Source organism: Arthrobacter glacialis, from assembly GCF_002909445.1.
Taxonomy (GTDB): domain Bacteria; phylum Actinomycetota; class Actinomycetes; order Actinomycetales; family Micrococcaceae; genus Specibacter; species Specibacter glacialis.
The window spans coordinates 1-19,585 of sequence record NZ_PPXC01000014.1 but is presented as its reverse complement, the minus strand read 5'-3'; the positions used below and the strand labels follow the sequence as shown (position 1 = coordinate 19,585).

Sequence of the window (19,585 nt, the reverse complement as noted above, 5' to 3'; positions counted from 1 at the left end):
AACCTAGACGCTTGTCAGGGCCAGGTGCGGGGCCACCCATTCGGCGTAGCGGGCCTTGACGGTGTCGATGACATCCGCGTAAGGCTGGGCCCAGATGTCCTCGTTGAAGATTTCCACCTCAACCACGCCGTCGTAGCCAGCCTCGGCAACCCAGGCACCGATCGAGGCGAAGTCGATCACGCCGTCGCCCATGAAACCGCGGGACAACAATGCGTCTGCGGCGATGGGCAGGTTGAAGTCGCACACCTGGTAGGAGGCGATGCGGCCCTCGGCACCTGCGCGGGCAATCTGCTCGCGCAGCGACGGGTCCCACCAGACGTGGAAGGTGTCCACCACCACGCCCACGGCCTCCACTGGGTGCGGGGCAGCCAAATCCAGGGCCTGGCCCAACGTTGAGAGGACAGCCCTATCCGCGGCGTACATGGGATGCAAGGGCTCCAAGACCAGACGCACCCCGTGCTTCAGGGCGAACGGGACCAGCTCGGCGAGCCGGTCGGCAACGCGCTGGCGGGCCAGCACAATATCCTTGCCACCAGCAACTGCCGCGGCCGAGCCCCCGCCATCAACGGCACCCGGTGAGACGCTGAAATCGGGCAGTCCGCCCACCACCATGATGATCTCGGTGGTGCCCAGGGCCTTGGCTTCCAAGATGGCGGCCTGGTTGTCGGCCAGTGCAGCGGCCTGGCCGGCCGGGTCGGCGGCGGTCAGGAAGCCGCCGCGGCACAAGCTTGATACTTGCAGACCGGATGAACGCACCATCTCAACGGCGCGCTCCAACCCCACTTCGGCCACTTTGTCGCGCCACAATCCGATGTGGGACAGACCCGCGGCTGCCGTCAAGGACAGGGCTTCGGCAAGCGAGGCCTTCTTGATGGTTGCTGTGTTGATGGACAGCTTCTCGAAGTTGCTCACGCGTGGGCCCCTTCCAGCACAACACACTCGACACCTGCGGTGTTCAGAAATCCGGCCATGCGTGTCGCGGCAAGCTCCGGCGCAAGCAGGAGGGCGGCCGTGTTGGCCAGGCGGAACAGCTTGACCAGGTGGTTGAGGTCGCGGCCGGCGTGCAGGCCGCCGATCATCTGGAAGCCTGGCTGGAAGCCGTTGAGCCACGCCAGGAAAGCAATGCCTGTCTTGTAGTAGTACGTGGGCGCCTCGAAGATGTGCAGCCCCAAATCCCGGGTGGAATCCAGGATGGCGCGGGCCTCGGCGGGGCGGCCGGCGTCGTACTCCTGCAACGCCGTGGACGCGGCCGGAGCAATCGCGGCAAAGATGCCAAGGAGCGCATCGGAATAGTGTGAGCCGTCGCCGTCGATGAGCTCGGGGTAGTTGAAGTCATCCCCCGTGTAGAGACGCACGCCCTCGGGAAGGGACGCGCGCAGCACAACTTCGTGTCCGGCGTCGAGCAGGGAAACCTTCACGCCGTCAACCTTCGCAGCATGCGTCGCAATGAGCAGCTGGAACGTGGCGGTCGCGGCGGCAACGTCTTCGCTGCCCCAGTAGCCGGCCAGGGCGGGGTCAAACATGGTGCCCAACCAGTGGAGGACGACGGGTTCCTTGACCTCGGAGAGCAGCGTGCCGTAGAGGGCGAGGTAATCCGACGGGCCGGCGGCCACCTTGGCGAGGGCGCGCGAAGCCATGATGATGACCTTGGCACCGGAAGCCTCGACGACGGCGATCTGCTCGCGGTAGGCGGCCAGCACGGCCGCCAGCCCTGCCTCGCCGGGTTCGACGTCGGCCGGGTCCAGCTGGTCTGTGCCGGCACCGCAGGCCAACAGGTCCCGCACGGTCCGTTCGGGCGTCGCGATGAGAGCGGCCTCGGCGGCACTGCGGTTGATGAGCTGCTGGGTGGCGGCCCAATCCAGGCCCATGCCTCGCTGGGCGGTGTCCATGGCATCGGCAATGCCAACGCCCCAGCTCCACAGCTCGCGGCGGAAGGCCAAGGTGGAATCCCAGTCAATCTGGGCCGGGGCGCCCGGTACATTGTTGCCCAGGACCTTGGGTGTGACGTGAGCTGCCGCGTAGACCTTGCGGGAGCTGATCAATCCGGTGGGCTTGCGCCACGGTCCGGTTTCATTCAAGGTGAGTGCTTCCAGCGCGCCGTCTGGGCGTGGAAGTGTCAGTGAAATGGTCATGGTTACAGCTCGATTTCGGGGATGTCCAGGGTGCGGCGCTCGGCCGAGGACTGCAGGCCCAGCTCGGCAAGCTGCACGCCGCGTGCTGCGGAGAGCAGACCAAAGCGGTGTTCGCGGCCGGCGATGGCGTCGCGCAGGAATTCTTCCCACTGCAGCTTAAAGCCGTTGTCCAGATCCGCATTGGCGGGAACTTCGGCCCACTGTGCGCGGAAGGATTCGGTGACGGGAAGATCCGGGTTCCAGACGGGCTTGGGGGTGTGGGCACGCTGCTGGGCCACGCACTTGTTCAAACCGGCGACGGCGGAGCCGTGGGTGCCGTCGATCTGGAACTCCACCAGCTCGTCGCGGTAAACACGCACGGCCCAGGAGGAGTTGATCTGGCCAATGACCTGATCTCCGGACGGAGTTTCGAGCTCGAAGATGCCGTAGGCGGCGTCGTCGGCCGTTGCCTTGTATTCCTTGCCCTGCTCGTCCCAGCGTGCCGGGATGTGGGTGGCGGTCTTGGCGTTGACGCTCTTGACCTTGCCGATGATGCCTTCAAGGACGTAGTTCCAGTGGCAGAACATGTCGGTGGTCATGCCGCCGCCGTCTTCCTTGCGGTAGTTCCAGGACGGACGCTGGGCAGCCTGGTGGTCGCCCTCGAAGACCCAGTAGCCGAATTCGCCGCGGATGGAGAGGATGCGGCCGAAGAAACCTTCGTCCACCAGGCGGCGCAGCTTGACCAGTCCGGGCAGGTACAGCTTGTCATGGACAACTCCGGCCGTTATACCGGCTGCCTGCCCGATGCGGGCCAGCTCGACAGCCTCTTCCAGGGTCTCCGCCGTGGGCTTCTCGGTGAAGATGTGCTTGCCGTTGGCCATGGCCTTCTTCAAGGTGGCAGCGCGCAGGCTGGTCATGGAGGCATCAAAGACGACGTCAACGGTGGGGTCCGCGATCACGGCGTCAAGGTCCGTGGACCAGTGCTCAACGTTGTGCAGTTCGGCCAGCTCGCGGACCTTGGCCTCGTTGCGGCCAATCAGGATCGGTTCAATGGCAACCTTGGTGCCGTCTTCCAGGATCAGGCCCGAGTCGCGCAGCGGCAGGATGGATCGCAGCAGGTGCTGACGGTAGCCCATGCGTCCGGTGATGCCGTTCATCGCGATGCGGATGACCCGCTGGTTTCCGTTGGACGGCTTGCTGGCAACAGTGTCAGCAAGGGTGGCTTGAGCGGCGCTCTGATCGGCGGTGGCTGTCATAGTCACGATATTCTCCCGAAAGTGGTTGTAAGTGCAGGCCAGGAAACCCGGCGTGGTTAGTCGTTAGGAAAGCGCTTTCCAATATATGCTGAAGATTGCATCCAGGTCAAGGGCACTTCGTGATCCGCCCCACACTATCCATCGAGCGCAAGGAACATTAGCGTGCCCGTTAAACTCTCAGAAGTTGCCCAGCACGCCGGCGTCTCTTTAGCTACGGCCTCACGCGTACTCAACGGCTCCAGCCGGACACCCGCTGCCGACATTGCCGAGCGCGTGAAGTCTGCCGCCGAGGAACTGGGGTACGTGGCCAACGCCCAGGCCCAGGCACTGGCCCGTTCCACCACAGGGCTGGTGGGCCTGGTGGTCCACGACATTGCTGACCCGTATTTTTCCGCCATAGCCCATGGGGTGCAGCAGGCCGCGTTGCAAACGCGCCACCAGGTGCTGCTGGCCGGCACGGATATTGTTGGCGACGGGTCCCCCGGCGATGCCGAACTCGCTGCCGTCAACGCGTTCATTTCGTACCGCACGGATGCCATCATTTTGGCGGCCTCGCGGCTTTTGGACGAAGATCCCCGGCTGGCCAAGGCACTCTCGCAGTACATCAACAATGGCGGGCGGGTGGTGACATTGGGGCCATCTGCCATTCCGGAGGCTCGCGTCCTGACGGTGGCCAACCGCGAGGGGGCCACAGCCTTGGTGGCGGCGCTCGTGGCGCAGGGCATCAAGCGCTTTGTCATCTTGGCGGGCCCGCATGAACGCAACACGGCAAGGGTGCGTGTGGAAGGTTTCCTGCACGGGTTGGCCGAGGCGAACCTTGAGCCTCTCGCCGTCGTTCACGGAGCATTCACCAGCAAGGGCGGCTACGACGCCACCGTGGAGTACCTGAATTCCCTCGGCGACAAGGCCCAGGCGCTGTCCGTTTTGAAGGACGACGCCGAGTCCCCCGTATGCATCTTGGCCGCCAACGACGTCATAGCGCTTGGCGCCATGACAGCCTTGCGTTCCCGAGAGCTGAGTATTCCGACAGATATTCAAGTCGCTGGATTCGATGATATTCCCACGCTGCGCGATCACTCCCCCGCGCTCACCACCTACCGTCTGCCCTTGGAGGACATGGGCAAACTGGCTGCCGAGATGGCACTGAACCCGGCCGCAAAGCAGTCCGGCAGCGTCACCGGAACAGTGGTCCTGAGGGAAAGTGCAGGGCACCAGTAGCCAGGCACCAGCCCGCCTAGCAACTGAAAGTTTGGTGTCCATTTTGGTCTCGGTGGGGCATAATCGCAGCATGAGCACTGATGAGCGCCCCGGCGAGAACATGTCCACCGATGAAGCATGGAAGTTTCTGGAGAACACGAGCTTTGGCAGACTGGCCCTCAGCGTGGCCAACCAGCCCGACATCTTCCCCATCAATTTCCTCGCTCATGAGCAGAAACTGTTGATCCGGACCAACCCCGGAACCAAGCTGGCCGAACTGACCATCAATGACACAGTTGCCTTCGAGATAGACGGCCTCGCCGAGGATCAGGCGTGGAGTGTCGTCCTCAAGGGGACTGCACGAGTCTTGGAATCGCAAACCGAGATCGACGCCGTCATGGACCTGCCGTTGACGCCTTGGCTGCAAACCCTCAAGTACACCTTTGTGGAAATCACGCCCAGCAGTGTTCGTGGGATCCGCTTCCCCCTGGGCTCGGAACCCGAGCGCTACTAGCTCGCCGAGTTCTGCCCGGCCACAAAAGTGCCGCCGTCGTTCCTGAAAATACGGGAGCAACGGCGGCACCAAAGGGACCTACCACTGATGGGCCACATCCAGCACTATCCGGGTCGTGTTCCCCGGGCCGTTCAGGAAGAATACCCTGAACGGCAGCCTGGCCCTCACCCCCACACCGATGTGGGTGTAGCCTTCGTAGCTGCCGGCCATGGCCACCTGGCGGAAGGTTGCAAAGCCAGCGGTGTTAACCAGCTCGTTCCTGTTAGCCGGATTGTAGGTGGACATCCCGGTGTTCTGGTCGTAGGCCGGCGCCAGAACAACTACGTGCAGATCCGCACCGCCCCGGAGCGGCACGGGAAAGCCGCTGCCCGGCTGGGAAACCGATGCAACGTACTGCACGCTGAAGCCGTTGGCATGGCCCTGAAGGTCAATGACCATGCGGTCATAGCACGCGTGCCGGCCGGCACGAACATTGGTGACGGAAGCACCGGTAAGGCTGCCGGACGCCTTCGCCAGCGAGCCCCACGTGATGCCGCAATACGGTGTTGAGGCGGCCTGGGCAGGCGCCGGAGCAACCACAACAAACGCCAGGAGCAACCCCACAATTGCCAACCAAGTTTTGACGATTTTCATGAAAAACACCCTCTATGGGAAATGATGGATGCCCTCTTTGTGAGGGTTGTTTAACGCTATTCCTGCAGAGCCCAGAGCGCATCGCCCAGGACGCAAAATCGGCCAAAGCGATACGGCGACACTTGGCGCGGCTGTGAACGTTACCCATATTTCCGTAGTCGCCTAATCGTGACCTTGGGCATCACAGTGAATCAGTTGCGCCAAAGTTCCGGGGACGGGCGCCTCGGAAGACGGAAATTCGAACTTCTGTGCCCACCCCTTGACCCGGGTGGGATTTAGGCCTGCAATAGGAGTATGGCGACACGCCACGTGCGCCAGCAAGGAGTGTCCGGGCGGGGCCGTCGGGACCACGTCCGTCGGAGGTGCCGGTTATGGTTGTCCTAGTACTTGCGGCGCTGGTCTGTCTCACGGCAGCGGCTACCGTTTGGCTGATTCGAACACGCGCCACGGCGGAAAATGATCCTGACGCAACGTTTTGGTACGCCTTTGCCGGCCTGTGCGTGGCGGCGCCCCTGATTTTGATTCCGGCGCTCACCAGCAGCTTCACGTCACTGGCACTTTTTGCCGTGGCCCTTGCCACTACCGTAGCCACCCATAAGCTCGTGGTGCGTCGCCAGATCACGGCCGCAGCCACCGACCGCCGCCGGCAGCTCAGCCTTGCCCTCAGCACCGCCAACCATGAGCACGACGCCCTAATGACTCGCTGGGGCCGCTATGAACTGGACCCGGCCGCTGCCATCGACTTCCCCGCCATGAGCGATGTCCGGGTGCCCGAAACCTCGGCCCTGGCCAAGGCCGCCCGCGCCGCAGCTTCACTTCGACACGGACCAGGGTGCCTCACTCGGATGTCCCTCACGGGGGATGTTCCCGCGGACGACGGCGTCGCGGAGTACCAGCGGGCCGTCGCCATGTTGGCGGAAGCCTTGGAGACAGCCGAAAAAGCTGCCCAAGGCTGCCTGGCCCGGCAGTAACTTACTTGAGCCGGTAGCTTACTGAACCACCAGCACCGGGCACGGTGCGTGGCTGACCACGGCATTGCTGACGGAACCAAGCAGCAGACCCAGCAGCCCGCCTTGGCCTCGTCGTCCAACCACCAGCATGCGGGCGCCTTCAGAGCATGCCGCCAGCGTCTTGGCCGGGTGGCCTTGGACTAGGCGTGCCGAGACTGTGGTGGGGACGTCGGCGCCAAATGCTTGAAACAAGGCATCGTTGAGTACTTGGCAGGCACCGTCTTCAAAGCTTCCGATCCCCAGCGCCTCGTAGGTGGCATGCCTGCTGGGCACCTCCCACACGGCAACGGCATCAACCACCCCGCCTAGTTCGGCAGCGAACTTGGCGCCTTCTTGCAACGCTTTTACTGACGCGCTGGACCCGTCAACGCCAACCACGATGCGGACCACTGGTGTAGCTTCAGACACGAATTCGCTCCTTCAGGCAACGGGCCCATCCCGTTGCTTTGTATTCTTGCTCAGAAAACGTGCTGTCCATAGTTGGGACACCCCCATGGCTGCCACAGGTGGGCTTTTTACGGCGCAGGCTGTGCCGGCGTTGACGGCTGTTCAGCCGCTGGGGGCGGGAGGGTTGCCTCGGGCTCGGTCGTGGGCTGCGGCGGAACGGTTGCTTGAGGCACCGCAGGGACCTGGGGGCTTGGGTCTTGGGGCTGCGCGGGAACTTGAGGTGTTACGGGCAACGATTCCGCGCCGGATGTGGGGTCATTGAACCCCGCCACCAAGGGTGCCGTGGAGGCGAGCATCTCTGCTGGCGGGTTCACCAACTCCGAAGCGGTGTATTCAGGGTTGGCGGCTGCGGCGTTCATGACTGCTGCCCACTGGCCGCCAGCTAGGTCGGCACCGTCAACGCCTGCGTAGTACTTGCCGTTGATCACGATGTCTTGGTTCACAAATTCGGCACCGTTGCCCTTGTAGCTGCCAAAGAATGATGCGGTAACCACTCCACTATTGCCACCAATGGTCCAGGTTTCAATGTTGCCGTCAGTTGTACCGGTTTTGGCGAAGGAGTTGTTCTTGTCGTCCAGGGGGATGTTCCAGCCGGAGCCGCGCTGCAGGACGCTGCGCAGTGCGTAGGTCACCCCGGCCGCCACGTCGGCACTGATGGTTCGCTTGCAGTCCGCGGCGGGGACAGGGTACTTGGTTCCGTTGGCTCCAGTGATGGCCGTCAAGGCAATGGGGTTGCAGCGCGTACCCCCGCTGGCGAAGGTGGCAAACGCCGTCGCCATGTCCAAGGGAGCCACATTCTTGGTGCCGAGCAAGTTGGCAATGCTGGAAAGGTCATAGGGTTTGTTGCTCCGCCCGTCTTTCACCCCGGCTGCTGTTGCCATTTTTTGGATGTTGCAAAAGTCCAGGGCTGTGGCGGTTTGAAAAGTCACGGTGTTGATGGAGTTATAGAGGCCTTCGTAGGCGCTCATGGAGTAGTAGTGGTTGGGGTCATCGTTGGGGAGCAGGAACGACGGCGGGGCTGCGGGGTCATAGTCGCCCGTGGTGGTTCCGCAGGAATTGGTCCACGGGTAGCCGCTGGGGTAGCGCCGGACGGCGCCATTGATGGAGGTCATCATGGAATGGCCGCTGTTGAGCCATTCAGCGAACACAAACGGCTTGAAGGTTGAACCGACAGGGAAACCACCGGCACCGTGGAGCGGCTGGCCATTGGCGTCATTGACAGAAACAGCGAAATTCCCCATGTAATTCCCTGGCGCCTCGGTTGGGTTGTACACAGTATTTTGCGCCATGGTCAGGACCTTGCCCGTCCCCGGCTGCACACTGACAATCGCCGCACCACGCTGCAGCGGGTCGGTGGCACTCATGGTGGCTGTGGCTTGCTCCTGGGCCACCTTTTGCAGGGCTGAATCCAACGTGGTTTGAAGGGTCAGGCCGCCCTGGTAGAGCACCTTGGTGCGCTCCTCCAGGGTGGCACCGTAGGCCGGGTCGTTGAGAAAAAGCTGCTGCACATAGTCGCAGAAATAGGCGGCGGTGGCTGCGGCACAACCCTGAGAGCTGGTGGTTACGTGCAGGTCCAGGGGCGCCTGGACGGCAGCGTCATGGTCCGCCTGGCTGATCTTATTCTGATCCAGCAACTTGGCAAGAACTGCGTTGCGCCGGGTGACAACATTCTCCGGCTGGGTGATGGGGTCGTAGTAGGTGGGCCGGTTGACCACCCCAGCCAATGCTGCGGCCTGTGGGAGGGTAAGATCCTTGGCCGTGGTGTTGAAGTACAGTTTCGCGGCAGCTTCAATGCCGTATGCCCCGTTGCCAAAGTAAATGATGTTCAGGTACCCGGCCAAGATGTCATCCTTTGACAACTTCTTTTCCAGCCCAATGGCCAGCTGGATTTCGGTGACCTTGTCGGCCACCGTCTTTTCCATGCCCAGCTTGGCTTCATCAGTCTTCCCATCCGCCACCAGCTGTTCGATCAACATGTTGTTGACGTACTGCTGGGTGATGGTTGAGGCACCTTGGCGCCCGCCATTGATGGTGGCGACCAGGGCCCTGACAATGCCTGTGGGATCCACCCCGCCGTGCTCGTAGAACCTGGCGTCCTCAATGGCAACCACGCCGTCCTTGATGAAGGGCGACATGCTGTCAAAATCCACGACCTTCCTGTCTTGGGCGTACAGGGTGGCAATCGTGGAACCGTCGGAGGCGAGCATTGTGGTTGCCTGCGCGGGTGCCTGAAAGTCCATCGAGCTCGGAACAGTGGTCAAAAAATCGTTGACACCGGCCACAGCCACCTTGGCAAAAGCTGCCGCGGGCACGAACATGCCAGCCACCATCACCCCGATGACTGAACTGATCAGCAGCATCCGCAGCAGTTGCGAGGAAGTCGTGGTGCTTCCCCCGTTGGCAGCAGTCGCTAGATAGTGGCTTGCCTTGGGCTGCCTTGGTGAACGCTCTCCCATGGAAGACCTTCCTCTAAAGTGCTCATGCGCCGGGGCCATTTGATGCGCGGCGGCCCTGGCGCATACGTCCTTTTTAGCGTCCCCCCAATATATGGGAGTTAGCTGGACGTGGCACCCCGAAACCGCTGGAAGCAGGGCAGCACTCCGGTGCACGTCACAGTGAAGTGGCACAATGGCCCCAGGGAGCGTGCGGGAGTCGTATGCTCATTTCATGGCAAAATTCTTCGACATTCATCCAGACGATCCCCAGCCGCGTTCGGTCAGCCAGATCGTGGCCATCCTGCAATCCGGCGGGCTCATCGCCTACCCCTCCGATTCCTGCTACGCGCTGGGTGCACAGCTGGGCAACCGCGAGGCTCTGGATCGAATCCGGTCCATTCGCCGACTGGACAGCAAGCACCACTTCACCCTTGTCTGCAAGGACTTTGCACAGCTGGGGCAATTTGTCATGGTGGATAATGACATCTTCCGCAGCATCAAGGCCGTCACGCCCGGGCCGTACACCTTCATTCTCCCGGCCACCAAGGAAGTACCCAAACGCCTGGCCCACCCGAAAAAGAAGACTGTTGGCGTGCGTATCCCCGACAGCAGCCTGATCCAGGCCATTCTGGCAGAGTTGGGCGAGCCCATGCTCTCCAGCACCCTGCTGCTGCCTGATGAACAGGAGCCGCTGACGCAGGGCTGGGAAATCAAGGAGACGCTGGACCACGTGCTGGACGCCGTGATCGACGCCGGTGATGTTGGCGCCGAGCCAACAACAGTTGTTGACTTTTCCAGCGGCTATGCCGAAGTTGTCCGGCGCGGCATGGGAGATCCCAGCCGTTTCGAATAAACCGTAGAAGGGCCGCCGCTGTGCTCCATTAAAGGAGTGCTCCAATAAGGAAGTGCGACGGCGGCCCTTGCCTTGCGCTAGTGGGCGCGCCCCGCCATCAGAAACTATCCACCTGTGACACGCGGCTGCACGGGGACAACTCCCGGAACGTGGGTGTTCCGGGTGAACTGGTGCCGGACACCTCTAGACCTTCTTCGAAGATGTGGTTACCGTGAGAGCAGATCGGGCACGTTCCGGTCCTGCGAAACAAGGAAACAGCTAACCAGAGCGTTGATACGAAGGAGTTTCACATGGTTGTTAAGAGGACAGCTCACGCGGGATACACGGTTCCTGGCTTATCACTTCAGGATGGCCACAAGGTGGGCTCATTGCTCCAATCAAGGCTCCACGCCCTCAACGACCTCCAGCTGACGCTCAAGCACGCACATTGGAATGTGGTGGGCAGGGACTTCATCAGCGTGCACGAGATGCTGGATCCCCAAATTGACGTGGTCCGTGCCATGGTGGATGAAACCGCCGAACGCATCGCCACCTTGGGTGTCTCCCCCAACGGTTTGCCCGGAGCCTTGGTCGAGGCCCGATCGTGGGATGACTACGCCATTGCTCGGGCCGGTACCGCGGCGCACCTTGCTGCCCTGGATGTGGTGTACAAGGGCTTCCTCTCCAGCCACCGCAAAACCCTGGCCGACGTTGCCGAGCTGGACCCCATCACCGAGGACATACTCATTGGCCAATGCGCCAAGCTGGAACTGTTCCAGTGGTTCATGCGCGCCCATCTCGAGGACGACGACGGCGACCTCCTCACCGCGGGCGCCAAGACCGAACGCTCAGCCGCCAACAAGGCAAAGTAAGAGCGGCTGTGACGGGCTCCGGAACAGTTTCCACTTACCCCAAAACGGCCATAGTCACCGGTGCCGATCGCGGCATTGGCAAAGCCATAGCGATCGCCTTGGCTCGGGACGGCTTCGATGTGGGCTTCACCTGGCATGACGATGAGGCGGGTGCCAGGGACACCGCTGCGAGCATCGAGGAGCTGGGTCGGCGCGCCGCCTTGTTATGGCTGGACACCAGCGACCTTCCCAGCTGCGCCCCTGCCGTGGAAAAGCTGGCCACGGAGCTCGGATCACTGGGAGTCTTTGTCAACAACGTTGGCGTGGGGCTGCTCAGCTCGGTGGTGGACACCGAGTATGAGGACTGGCAGCGGATACTGGACATCAACCTCAACGGCGCTTTCCTCTGTCTGCAGGCCGCTGCGAAACTGTTGATTGCCGGCGGCTCCGGTGGGCGGATTGTGGTGATCACCAGCATCCACGCCCACCAGCCAAGGTTTGGCTTCGGGGCTTACTGTGCCTCCAAGTACGGCCTCAACGGACTCGCCAAGACTCTGGCCGTGGAACTGTCCGGGCACGGGATCACCGTGAACACGGTGGCACCAGGTGAAATCGCCACCCATTTGCCTGACTCCGAGCTGCGGCACCCTCACCAGATTCCGCGTCCAGGCATTCCGCTGGGACATGCCGGGACCGCGGAGGAGATAGCCGGCGTCGTCACTTTCCTGGCCTCCCCTGCGGCCAGCTATGTGACGGGTGCCAGCTGGGAGGTCGACGGCGGAATGGCTCAGGTGGGCGCCCAAGCCAGTTCGCATTTGGCCTCAAATGAGTGGCGGCAGGCGACAAGGAAGGGCACCTCCTAGGGCGACTGACACCCACCTTGTCCTTTTGGCTAAACACTGGCCGGTAGCATAGCCCCGCCCGTAGCGCAGGTCTTAGCATTTGCAGTGTTGAATGTGTTGAATGATTTGCGTGCGGGCGGGGCTCCTGGTGGAAGAAACGGGAGGCCCGGCGAGGTGGCCTGCGGGGCGCCCCACCCACAATTTCTTGCTGACGGAACCCATGCACTGAGCGGTCCGTGTGGGAGGGCCGCGCGCTCACGGAGGGCACCACCATGGCCACTTTGGATATTCACGAACTATCGGCAACCCTTACCTCGGCAGAGGCTCGTTGGAGTCCCCGCATCACGCCTCAGTCGCTGCTGAGCGACGAGGGCAAGAGGGCCCTATTGGGCGTCATTTTCACCCCGGCCGACGTCGCCATGCGCGCGGCAGGACCTCAGGAAGCCGCCGGACTGGCAGCCAGGGCCTTTGCCCCGGAAGTTGACTGGCGCAACAAGAACGGCAACCACGTCACTGCTGTGCGGGACCAGCAGTATTGCGGTTCCTGCGTATCGTTTGCGTGCACTGCGGTGGTTGAGTCCATGGCCTCCATTGAGCACGGTCAGCTCCTTGACCTGTCCGAGGCCGATTCACATTTCAATTCCAGCCATGGCCCGTCCTGCGGCGGCTGGAATTCCCATGCCTGCATGGCACAGTTGCAGGCCCGGGGGCAGGTCAGCGAGACGGCCCTGCCGTACTCGAGCGCCTTTGACAGTCCACCTGTGATCGACCCGGCCACCAATCTTTGGAAGCCGTATGTGCGGCCCACCCCAAACCGGGCCGACAGCCAGGTCTCCATCACCAACCACGGCCTGATCGGTGACATCAACGAGCGCAAGAGCTACCTGGACAGCACCGGCCCGTGCGCCGCATCCTTCGACGTCTACGACGACTTCTACAGTTACGCCACGGGCGTGTACCAGCACGTCACGGGCAACTACGTTGGCGGGCACTGCGTTGAGGTAATCGGCTACTCCGAATCCGAGCAGTGCTGGCTGGTGAAGAACTCCTGGGGAACCGGGTGGGGCATGTCGGGCTACTTCAAGATCGCCTACGGTCAGTGCAACTTTGACGTATACGCCTTCTCCACCGCCCAGGGTGTGCAGCTTCCGCCCAGCCACGGCTGGAGCGGTTGGGAGTCTCTGGGCGGAATCATCACCTCCAAGCCCAGTGCCGTCTCCTGGGGACCCAACAGGATCGACGCCGTGGCCCGCGGCACCGACTCCGCCATCTGGCATAGGTGGTGGGACGGCTCAAGTTGGAACGGCTGGGAATCGCTGGGCGGCGGCTGCCAGAGCGGCCCGGCCATCTGCTCCTGGGAATCCGGGCGGCTGGACATGTTTGTGGTGGGCACCGACCACCAGCTTTACCACAAGTGGTTCGACGGTGGTTGGAGCGGGTGGGAAGCCCTTGGCGGCTTGCTGTCCTCCGACCCCGCAGCAGTTTCGTGGGGCCCCAACCGCATTGACGTCTTTGCCCGCGGCATGGACTCGGCCATGTGGCACCTGTGGTGGGATGGCAGCAACTGGGGAGGTTGGGAAAGCTTGGGCGGGGTGTGCGATTCCGCCCCTGCCGTTGCTTCATGGGGCGACAACCGGCTCGACACCTTTGTCAAGGGCACCGACAGCCAGCTGTACCACCAGTACTGGGCAGGGGCCGGATGGAGCGGCTGGGAAGCTCTGGGCGGCTACGTTGGCGGTGACCTCTCCGCAGCCTCCTGGGGACCGGACCGGATTGACATGTTCTACCCCGGCGCCGGCTTCAACATGATGCATAAGTGGTGGGACGGGTCCTGGAGCGGTGAGGAAAACCTTGGCGGGCTGCTGTCCTCCGGAACCGGGGTGTCCACCTGGGCGCCCGGCCGGCTCGACTGCTTCGTGGAAGGCACGGATTCTGCCATGTGGCACAAGTGGTATGCCTGATCCTGAACTAGGCAAGATGCGGCCCTTGACATGAGCCTGCCACGGAGGAGAGTTGAGTGGTGATCACAGTCCGGGCAGGCGAGATGTTCAGTGTTGAGTTCCCCGCCACCCCGGCCACCGGCTATCAATGGTCGGTGGCCGGGGTGCCGGCCGGGCTGGAGCTTGTGGACAAGTCCTTTGCCCCGGATTCGCAACTTGCCGATCCTGCACCGATACCGTCCCCCGGAACACAGAAATTCCATTTCATGGCCGGTGAGCCCGGACGCATGGAATTGCTGTTTGAGCTCAAGCGTTCCTGGGAGAGCCAATCAATCCAGGAGCGCACCGAGACCGTGGACGTCCTGCCTTGAGGTTCTGCCGTGGGAGCGCAAGCGATCACATCCGGCTTTTCACCCTTGCCGTGGCAGGTGCGCTCCAGGGGTCCTCGGGCCACGGATGCTTGGGGTAACGCCCACGCATCTGTGCCCGGACCTGGGCGTAGGGACCGGACCAGAATGACTGCAGGTCATCCGTCACGGCAAGCGGCTGCCGGGCAGGTGAGAGCAAGTGGAAGAGCACCCGCACGCGGCCATTGACCAGGAGCGGTGTTTGGGCCAGCCCAAAGCATTCCTGCAATTTCACGGCCACCACGGGAGGGCCGTCGCTGGAGACGTCCGGGTAGTCAATCCTGATCCGTGAACCGCTGGGAACGGCAAGTGTCTCCGGCACCAACTCCCCCAGCTGTGAAGCCTGCGGCCATGGCAGGAGGCGTCGCAGCGGATCGGTTAGAGAAAGTGCAGACAGCGCGCTTCCAGCCGCCACGGATTCGAGTTCCGGTCCCAGCCAATCCTGCAGTCTGGCCAGGAGGGCGGCGTCGCTGACATCCGGCCACGGCTCACCCAGCTCACGATGCAGCAAGGCCAGTCTGCGCCGCAATGCGTCGGCCGGAGCGCTCCAGGACAGCATTCCCACACCCTCGCGCGCCAGCGCGGCAGCCACGGCGTCACGCCCCTGTGCGGCGGATGCCTTGACGGGTGTTGAGGAGAGCACAATGGCTCCCAGCCGCCGCTCCCGGCGGGCGGTGACCTTGCCGTTGACGAACTGCGCCACCACGGAATCCCGCAACAGGTGGGCGGACACCTGCTCGGCGATTTCTTGACTCAAGGCAGCAGCGGCGCGGATGATGGCCCCGGTGCCTGCGGCGTCACGCCCCTGGGCGCGGGCCACATCTGCCACAGCCAACCACTCGTGTCCGGCCAGGGCGCTTCCCGCTGGCAGCCCCGCACGGGTGCCGGAGGACAGTAAATATTGGTGGCCCGCGGCGTTGGCCACCAGCCGTGCGACCCTGTCCGGGAAGGCCAGCCCCACCACGAACCCCACAACGTCCGGCGCATCAACTGTCGTGGCACCAGTGCGGACGTTGGGTGCGGCATTCTTGCGCGCAAGCTGTTCCAGCCGGCGCACTTCCTGGCCCCAGCGGCGTGCGCCGGGGTCGCGGCCGGCACGCAGTGAGCTCAGCAGCGCGGTGAGATCCGCGCCCTGCGCCCTGCTGTCCCCTGCCACGACGCCAACAATCTCGGCGGCCGGTTTGGGGCCTACCATGGCCGCGCCGTCGAGCAGTGCCCTGGCCAGGCGCGGCTCGGCGGGGATGGCTGCCAGTGTCTTTCCAAGCGCTGTTGCATGGCCCTGGGCATCCAAGGCACCCAATTCAGTCAAAATCTCAACGGCTGCGTTCATGGCCGCCACTGGTGGAGCGTCCGGGAGCAACAAACCTTGCCCTGCCGGAGCGCCCCAACAGGCCAGGAGCAGGGCAGCGGTGCTGAGGTCGGCCACGGCGATCTCAGGCGTGGGGTGGGCTGGGGCTGCCGCAAACGTTTTTTGTTCGTAGCAGCGCACCACTTTGCCCGGTCCAAGACGGGCCGCACGTCCTGCGCGCTGCTCCGCCGAGGCGCGCGAAGAGGTCACTGTCACCAAGCCGGTCATGCCGCGTGCGGCATCCCTGCGCGGCTCCCGCGACAAACCCGAATCAATCACCAGGCGCACGCCGGGAACCGTCAACGAGGACTCGGCCAGGGACGTCGAAACAATGATGCGCGGCAATCCGCCCGGCACCCTGGCCGAAACTGCCTTGTCCTGCTCGCGTGCCGGCACCTGGCCATGCAATTCAAGAATTTCCGTACCGGCACAGGCAGCCCGCAGACGTTGGGCAATGTGGCCCACTTCCCACGCACCGGGAGCAAAGACCAGTGCATCCACTGCGGGATTGCCGGCCACGGCTGCCGCATGCGCCGCAGCGGCCGTGTCGGCCACATGATCCAGGAATGCCCGGGAAATGCCGCGCTCATCCACCCGGGACATCGACGCCGGCGCCCAGTCAACCTCTAGGGGGTACAGCGCGGAGGGGCAGTCGATCACAGGAGCCGGGGACCCGGCGTCGTCCGCCAGCAGGCGGGAAAACCGCTGGGCGTCGAGGGTTGCTGACATGGCCAGCAGGGTCAGATCGCCGCGCAGCGCCCGCACTTCTGCCAGCATGCCCAGCAGGAGGTCGGTTTCCAGTCCGCGTTCGTGGACCTCATCCAGCACGACGGCGGACACCCCTTCCAGCCCGGGGTCACGCAGCAGGCGGCGCAGGAGAATTCCGGGGGTGAGGAATTCGATGATTGTTTCGTGGCTCGTGTGGTTCTCACCGCGCACGGTGTAGCCCACCTTGGTGCCGAGCGTGCTGCCATCCAGGGTGGCGAGCCGCCTTGCCGCCGACCGTGCTGCCACCCGCCTGGGCTGGGTAACGAGGATCCGCTGCCCTGCCTGGCCGTGGCTGAGCACATTGGCCACCAGGGGCGGGACCAAGGTGGTTTTTCCTGTCCCGGGCGGGGCCTGGACCACGGCAACGGCACCGTCCGGCTGCGAAAGGGCCAGGACGTGCGCCAGCTGGGGCAGGGACTGGGCAAAAACCAGTCCCTGCCCCAGTGTGTCAAGGCTGAAGGGGCCGCTTGGATACCCCATGGCGGCCGTGGCGGGCATGTGTATTAGTCGATCTGCAGCTCGCCCATGGCATCCCAGGAGTCGCCGTCCACCTTGCGCGAGACGATCTTGGGCGTCGCGACCAAGACGGGGCGCATGGCGTCAAGACCGGACTTGAAGTGGTCGCTGGAGACGTGGGCGCCGGCAGCGTCGTCGTCCAGGAATGCTTCCACCAGGACAAACTCGTTGGGATCTTCAACGCTTCGTGACCAGTCGAACCAGAGATTGCCCGGCTCGGCGCGGGTGGATTCCGTGTAGGGACCAACCAGGTCCATGAACTCCTCGGCGGATTCGGGCTGGACCTGAAATTTCACAACAATAAAGTACATGACTCCAGCTTAAGCGGCCATAAGTGCGCAACGCCAGTTGTGAGGCGCAGGCCATACTTTCGGCGCAGTTACCAGCCGCGTTCACGCCAGTCAGCCAGTGATGGCCGTTCGGCGCCCAAGGTGGTCGCGTCACCGTGGCCGGGCAGCACTATGGCATCGTCTCCATAGTTCGCAAAGAGCCGCTCCTGCACGTCATCGAGAAGTTGCGCGAAGCGCTGCGGATCCTGCCCAGTATTGCCCACACCACCTGGGAACAAGGAGTCCCCGCTGAAAATCAGCGTACTTTCCTGCTCGCCCGAACCACTGCGGAGAACATAGGCGATGGAACCGGGTGTGTGGCCGCGCAGATGCACTGTTGCCAGCTCAATGCCGTTTACCGCCAGTTTGCCGCCGTCGCCCACGGCGTGGTCAGTGGTAACGCCGCATTCAGAAGCAATCCCGGCAGCATCCTGGGCTCCGGCAGCTGTCGGGGCACCCGTCTGGGCCACCAATGCGGCCAAGGCGCGCACATGGTCCCAATGCTGGTGGGTGGTGGCAATCATGGCCAGCGTCGTGGGGCCACTGGAGTCCGCGGCGCCGTCGTGCAGGAGTGAATTGATGGCGGGCAGATCATCCGCGGCATCAATGAGAACTTGGGCACCAGTGGATTTGGCGGTGATCAAATAGACATTGTTTGCCATGGCGGAGACGACCGCGCGGCGCACTGTGTGCTGCGGCAGATCGTGGATCAAAGTGGAGTCAATAGTCATTGATCCAGCCTAGTCCGTCTGCCTGGAAGGATCTCTCGGTATGGACAAAGTTGGACTCCATTTCACCGCCAGCTATAGCCTTGGGTAAATCCTTACGCCAGCAAAGAGAGCTCTTGAATGATCACCCGTGCAGATGTTGACCAGGCAGCCCTCCGCATCGATGGGCTGGTTCGCCGGACGCCGGTGCTCAAAGTGGATGCCGACCACTCCCCCGGCGATGTCTGGCTCAAGTGCGAGTTTCTCCAGCACACAGGCACCTTCAAGGCTCGTGGGGCTTTCAATCGCGTGATTGGTTGCCAGGAGCGGGGCGAACTTAACCCGGCGGTGGGCATAGTGGTGGCCTCCGGGGGCAATGCCGGGCTGGCCAATGCCTACGCGGCTTCCACCGTGGGCGTGCCCGCCACCGTTTATGTCCCGTTGAGTGCTCCGGCGGTGAAGGTTGCCAAACTGCGCAAGGCTGGCGCCACCGTGGTGCAACAAGGCGCCGAATACGCTGAAGCGTATGAGGCTGCCATCGCGTTTGCCACGGAAAAGGGTGCCGTGTACTGCCACGCCTACGACCAACTAGAGATTGCCGCCGGCGCCGGCACCATTGGCCTTGAATTGCTGGAGCAACTGGGCAGCATGGACACTGTCCTCGTGGCCGTGGGCGGGGGCGGCCTGATGGCAGGGATCGCTGCGGCACTGGAGGGTCACGCAACAATTGTTGCCGTGGAGCCCGACAACGCGCCAAGCCTGAACGCGGCGCTGGCAGCAGGCCAGCCCGTGGATGTTGCCGTTTCAGGCATTGCCGCTGATTCTTTGGGGGCTCGCAGCATTGGCGACATCGGCTTCGAGGTGGCCGTGCGGACAGGCGTTCAGAGCGTGCTGGTCAGCGACGAGAGCATCAGCGCAGCAAGGACGTTCCTGTGGGAGAACTATCGCATGGTTCTGGAGCACGGCGCAGCCGCGGCCTATGCGGCCCTGGCCTCTGGGGCGTATGTGCCGGCTGCGGGCGAACGCGTTGCAGTCATTCTATGCGGTGCCAACACTGATCCCACCGGGTTGTAAGAAGCCCGGGATATCTCCAACGGCGCTTCCCCGGGCTTCTCGAGCGGGAAACAATCTTCTGGAACATATATTCTAAAAAGTCTTCCCTTGAGGGCTGGCAGCGCCTAAAATTGGAGTATGGGCACCGTCAATTGGCCCGGCAGCAACAGGGCTTCCACCCCTGCCGGACAGCCGTTTCTGGATCAGGCTCCCGACCACTGGTCGGAGGCCGCTGACGGCGGATGTGCGGATGCCGAGTTCGCCAGGCTGATGGCCAGTGACCCTTTCGCCGATGACCCCCACATGAAAAACGTGACGTGGGTGGGCCCATCCCGGACGATCTCGGCGGATGAATGGGCCACGCTGGTCCAGACGCTTGACGGCGACGG

Annotated in this window: 19 protein-coding genes; 10 read left to right on the top strand and 9 right to left on the bottom strand. The window is 63.2% G+C overall.

Translation table 11 applies throughout. The annotated features are described in order from the left end of the window. Positions 1-3: 3 nt before the first annotated feature. From CVS27_RS15770 to CVS27_RS15760, 3 genes are read right to left on the bottom strand one after another with little or no spacing between them, the layout of a single operon-like run. The gene (locus CVS27_RS15770; protein ID WP_103466807.1) at positions 4-912 is read right to left on the bottom strand and encodes a sugar phosphate isomerase/epimerase family protein; all 909 of its coding nucleotides are present in this window, start codon (positions 910-912) and stop codon (positions 4-6) included. Next, positions 909-2,132 (bottom strand): dihydrodipicolinate synthase family protein, encoded by a 1,224-nt coding sequence (locus CVS27_RS15765; protein WP_103466806.1) that lies wholly within the window; start codon positions 2,130-2,132, stop codon positions 909-911. The genes CVS27_RS15770 and CVS27_RS15765 overlap by 4 nt, the downstream gene beginning before the upstream one ends. A gap of 2 nt (positions 2,133-2,134) precedes the next feature. Next, positions 2,135-3,268 carry a Gfo/Idh/MocA family protein gene (locus CVS27_RS15760; protein WP_103466892.1) on the bottom strand — a complete coding sequence of 378 codons (1,134 nt, stop codon included), beginning with the start codon at positions 3,266-3,268 and terminating at the stop codon, positions 2,135-2,137. A 261-nt stretch (positions 3,269-3,529) separates the two neighbouring features. Between CVS27_RS15760 and CVS27_RS15755 the strand changes: the two genes are divergently transcribed. Together CVS27_RS15755 and CVS27_RS15750 are read left to right on the top strand one after the other, a co-directional pair. Beyond that, the gene (locus CVS27_RS15755) at positions 3,530-4,585 is read left to right on the top strand and encodes a LacI family DNA-binding transcriptional regulator (RefSeq protein ID WP_103466805.1); all 1,056 of its coding nucleotides are present in this window, start codon (positions 3,530-3,532) and stop codon (positions 4,583-4,585) included. Positions 4,586-4,655: 70 nt separating this feature from the next. After that, complete coding sequence (locus tag CVS27_RS15750) at positions 4,656-5,078, top strand: pyridoxamine 5'-phosphate oxidase family protein (RefSeq protein WP_103466891.1); 423 nt, start codon at positions 4,656-4,658, stop codon at positions 5,076-5,078. 78 nt (positions 5,079-5,156) lie between these two features. On the opposite strand, the gene CVS27_RS15745 is transcribed toward CVS27_RS15750, so the two are convergent. Next, positions 5,157-5,711 (bottom strand): AMIN-like domain-containing (lipo)protein, encoded by a 555-nt coding sequence (locus CVS27_RS15745; RefSeq protein WP_103466890.1) that lies wholly within the window; start codon positions 5,709-5,711, stop codon positions 5,157-5,159. Between the two features lie 371 nt (positions 5,712-6,082). Here CVS27_RS15745 and CVS27_RS15740 point away from each other — a divergent pair, with 371 nt between their 5' ends. Continuing rightward, positions 6,083-6,682 (top strand): hypothetical protein, encoded by a 600-nt coding sequence (locus tag CVS27_RS15740; RefSeq protein ID WP_103466804.1) that lies wholly within the window; start codon positions 6,083-6,085, stop codon positions 6,680-6,682. 18 nt (positions 6,683-6,700) lie between these two features. Here CVS27_RS15740 and CVS27_RS15735 read toward each other — a convergent pair whose 3' ends face one another. After that, complete coding sequence (locus CVS27_RS15735; protein ID WP_103466803.1) at positions 6,701-7,129, bottom strand: universal stress protein; 429 nt, start codon at positions 7,127-7,129, stop codon at positions 6,701-6,703. 107 nt (positions 7,130-7,236) lie between these two features. Next, positions 7,237-9,624, bottom strand: a complete 2,388-nt coding sequence (locus tag CVS27_RS15730) for a transglycosylase domain-containing protein (RefSeq protein WP_243400227.1) — start codon at positions 9,622-9,624, stop codon at positions 7,237-7,239. Between the two features lie 211 nt (positions 9,625-9,835). Here CVS27_RS15730 and CVS27_RS15725 point away from each other — a divergent pair, with 211 nt between their 5' ends. The 5 genes from CVS27_RS15725 to CVS27_RS15705 all read left to right on the top strand — a co-directional run bounded on the left by CVS27_RS15725 (position 9,836) and on the right by CVS27_RS15705 (position 14,439). After that, on the top strand, positions 9,836-10,456 hold the full coding sequence (locus tag CVS27_RS15725; RefSeq protein ID WP_103466802.1) for an L-threonylcarbamoyladenylate synthase: 621 nt from the start codon (positions 9,836-9,838) through the stop codon (positions 10,454-10,456). A gap of 290 nt (positions 10,457-10,746) precedes the next feature. Further along, on the top strand, positions 10,747-11,307 hold the full coding sequence (locus CVS27_RS15720; protein WP_103466801.1) for a Dps family protein: 561 nt from the start codon (positions 10,747-10,749) through the stop codon (positions 11,305-11,307). 8 nt (positions 11,308-11,315) lie between these two features. Further along, entirely contained in the window at positions 11,316-12,149 is an 834-nt protein-coding gene (locus CVS27_RS15715) for an SDR family oxidoreductase (RefSeq protein ID WP_103466800.1), read from the top strand. A gap of 251 nt (positions 12,150-12,400) precedes the next feature. After that, positions 12,401-14,089, top strand: coding sequence for a DUF8189 domain-containing protein (locus tag CVS27_RS15710; RefSeq protein ID WP_133162958.1), 1,689 nt, complete (start codon positions 12,401-12,403; stop codon positions 14,087-14,089). Positions 14,090-14,145: 56 nt separating this feature from the next. Next, a complete protein-coding gene (locus CVS27_RS15705; protein ID WP_103466798.1) occupies positions 14,146-14,439 on the top strand; it encodes a protease inhibitor I42 family protein in 294 nt (97 codons plus the stop codon). A 25-nt stretch (positions 14,440-14,464) separates the two neighbouring features. Here the strand turns inward: CVS27_RS15705 and hrpB are convergent, their stop codons facing one another. The 3 genes from hrpB to CVS27_RS15690 all read right to left on the bottom strand — a co-directional run bounded on the left by hrpB (position 14,465) and on the right by CVS27_RS15690 (position 18,167). After that, on the bottom strand, positions 14,465-17,089 hold the full coding sequence (hrpB, locus tag CVS27_RS15700; protein WP_103466797.1) for an ATP-dependent helicase HrpB: 2,625 nt from the start codon (positions 17,087-17,089) through the stop codon (positions 14,465-14,467). 5 nt (positions 17,090-17,094) lie between these two features. Continuing rightward, entirely contained in the window at positions 17,095-17,418 is a 324-nt protein-coding gene (locus CVS27_RS15695) for a putative quinol monooxygenase (RefSeq protein WP_103466796.1), read from the bottom strand. Between the two features lie 68 nt (positions 17,419-17,486). Further along, positions 17,487-18,167 (bottom strand): MBL fold metallo-hydrolase, encoded by a 681-nt coding sequence (locus CVS27_RS15690; protein ID WP_370739520.1) that lies wholly within the window; start codon positions 18,165-18,167, stop codon positions 17,487-17,489. 117 nt (positions 18,168-18,284) lie between these two features. Between CVS27_RS15690 and CVS27_RS15685 the strand changes: the two genes are divergently transcribed. Both CVS27_RS15685 and CVS27_RS15680 read left to right on the top strand, forming a co-directional pair. After that, positions 18,285-19,217, top strand: a complete 933-nt coding sequence (locus CVS27_RS15685; protein ID WP_103466795.1) for a threonine/serine dehydratase — start codon at positions 18,285-18,287, stop codon at positions 19,215-19,217. A gap of 117 nt (positions 19,218-19,334) precedes the next feature. Continuing rightward, a partial coding sequence (locus CVS27_RS15680) for a hypothetical protein (RefSeq protein ID WP_133162957.1) occupies positions 19,335-19,585 on the top strand: 251 nt, incomplete at its 3' end.

What these genes read in the sequence shown, in the direction of transcription:
- CVS27_RS15710 (WP_133162958.1), top strand. Translation starts at nt 12,401, where the DNA reads ATGGCCACTTTGGATATTCACGAACTATCGGCAACCCTTACCTCGGCA.
- CVS27_RS15725 (WP_103466802.1), top strand. Translation starts at nt 9,836, where the DNA reads ATGGCAAAATTCTTCGACATTCATCCAGACGATCCCCAGCCGCGTTCG.
- CVS27_RS15685 (WP_103466795.1), top strand. Translation starts at nt 18,285, where the DNA reads ATGATCACCCGTGCAGATGTTGACCAGGCAGCCCTCCGCATCGATGGG.
- CVS27_RS15765 (WP_103466806.1), bottom strand. Translation starts at nt 2,132, where the DNA reads ATGACCATTTCACTGACACTTCCACGCCCAGACGGCGCGCTGGAAGCA.
- CVS27_RS15730 (WP_243400227.1), bottom strand. Translation starts at nt 9,624, where the DNA reads ATGGGAGAGCGTTCACCAAGGCAGCCCAAGGCAAGCCACTATCTAGCG.
- CVS27_RS15690 (WP_370739520.1), bottom strand. Translation starts at nt 18,167, where the DNA reads ATGACTATTGACTCCACTTTGATCCACGATCTGCCGCAGCACACAGTG.
- CVS27_RS15750 (WP_103466891.1), top strand. Translation starts at nt 4,656, where the DNA reads ATGAGCACTGATGAGCGCCCCGGCGAGAACATGTCCACCGATGAAGCA.
- CVS27_RS15745 (WP_103466890.1), bottom strand. Translation starts at nt 5,711, where the DNA reads ATGAAAATCGTCAAAACTTGGTTGGCAATTGTGGGGTTGCTCCTGGCG.
- hrpB (WP_103466797.1), bottom strand. Translation starts at nt 17,089, where the DNA reads ATGCCCGCCACGGCCGCCATGGGGTATCCAAGCGGCCCCTTCAGCCTT.
- CVS27_RS15695 (WP_103466796.1), bottom strand. Translation starts at nt 17,418, where the DNA reads ATGTACTTTATTGTTGTGAAATTTCAGGTCCAGCCCGAATCCGCCGAG.
- CVS27_RS15740 (WP_103466804.1), top strand. Translation starts at nt 6,083, where the DNA reads ATGGTTGTCCTAGTACTTGCGGCGCTGGTCTGTCTCACGGCAGCGGCT.
- CVS27_RS15760 (WP_103466892.1), bottom strand. Translation starts at nt 3,268, where the DNA reads ATGAACGGCATCACCGGACGCATGGGCTACCGTCAGCACCTGCTGCGA.
- CVS27_RS15720 (WP_103466801.1), top strand. Translation starts at nt 10,747, where the DNA reads ATGGTTGTTAAGAGGACAGCTCACGCGGGATACACGGTTCCTGGCTTA.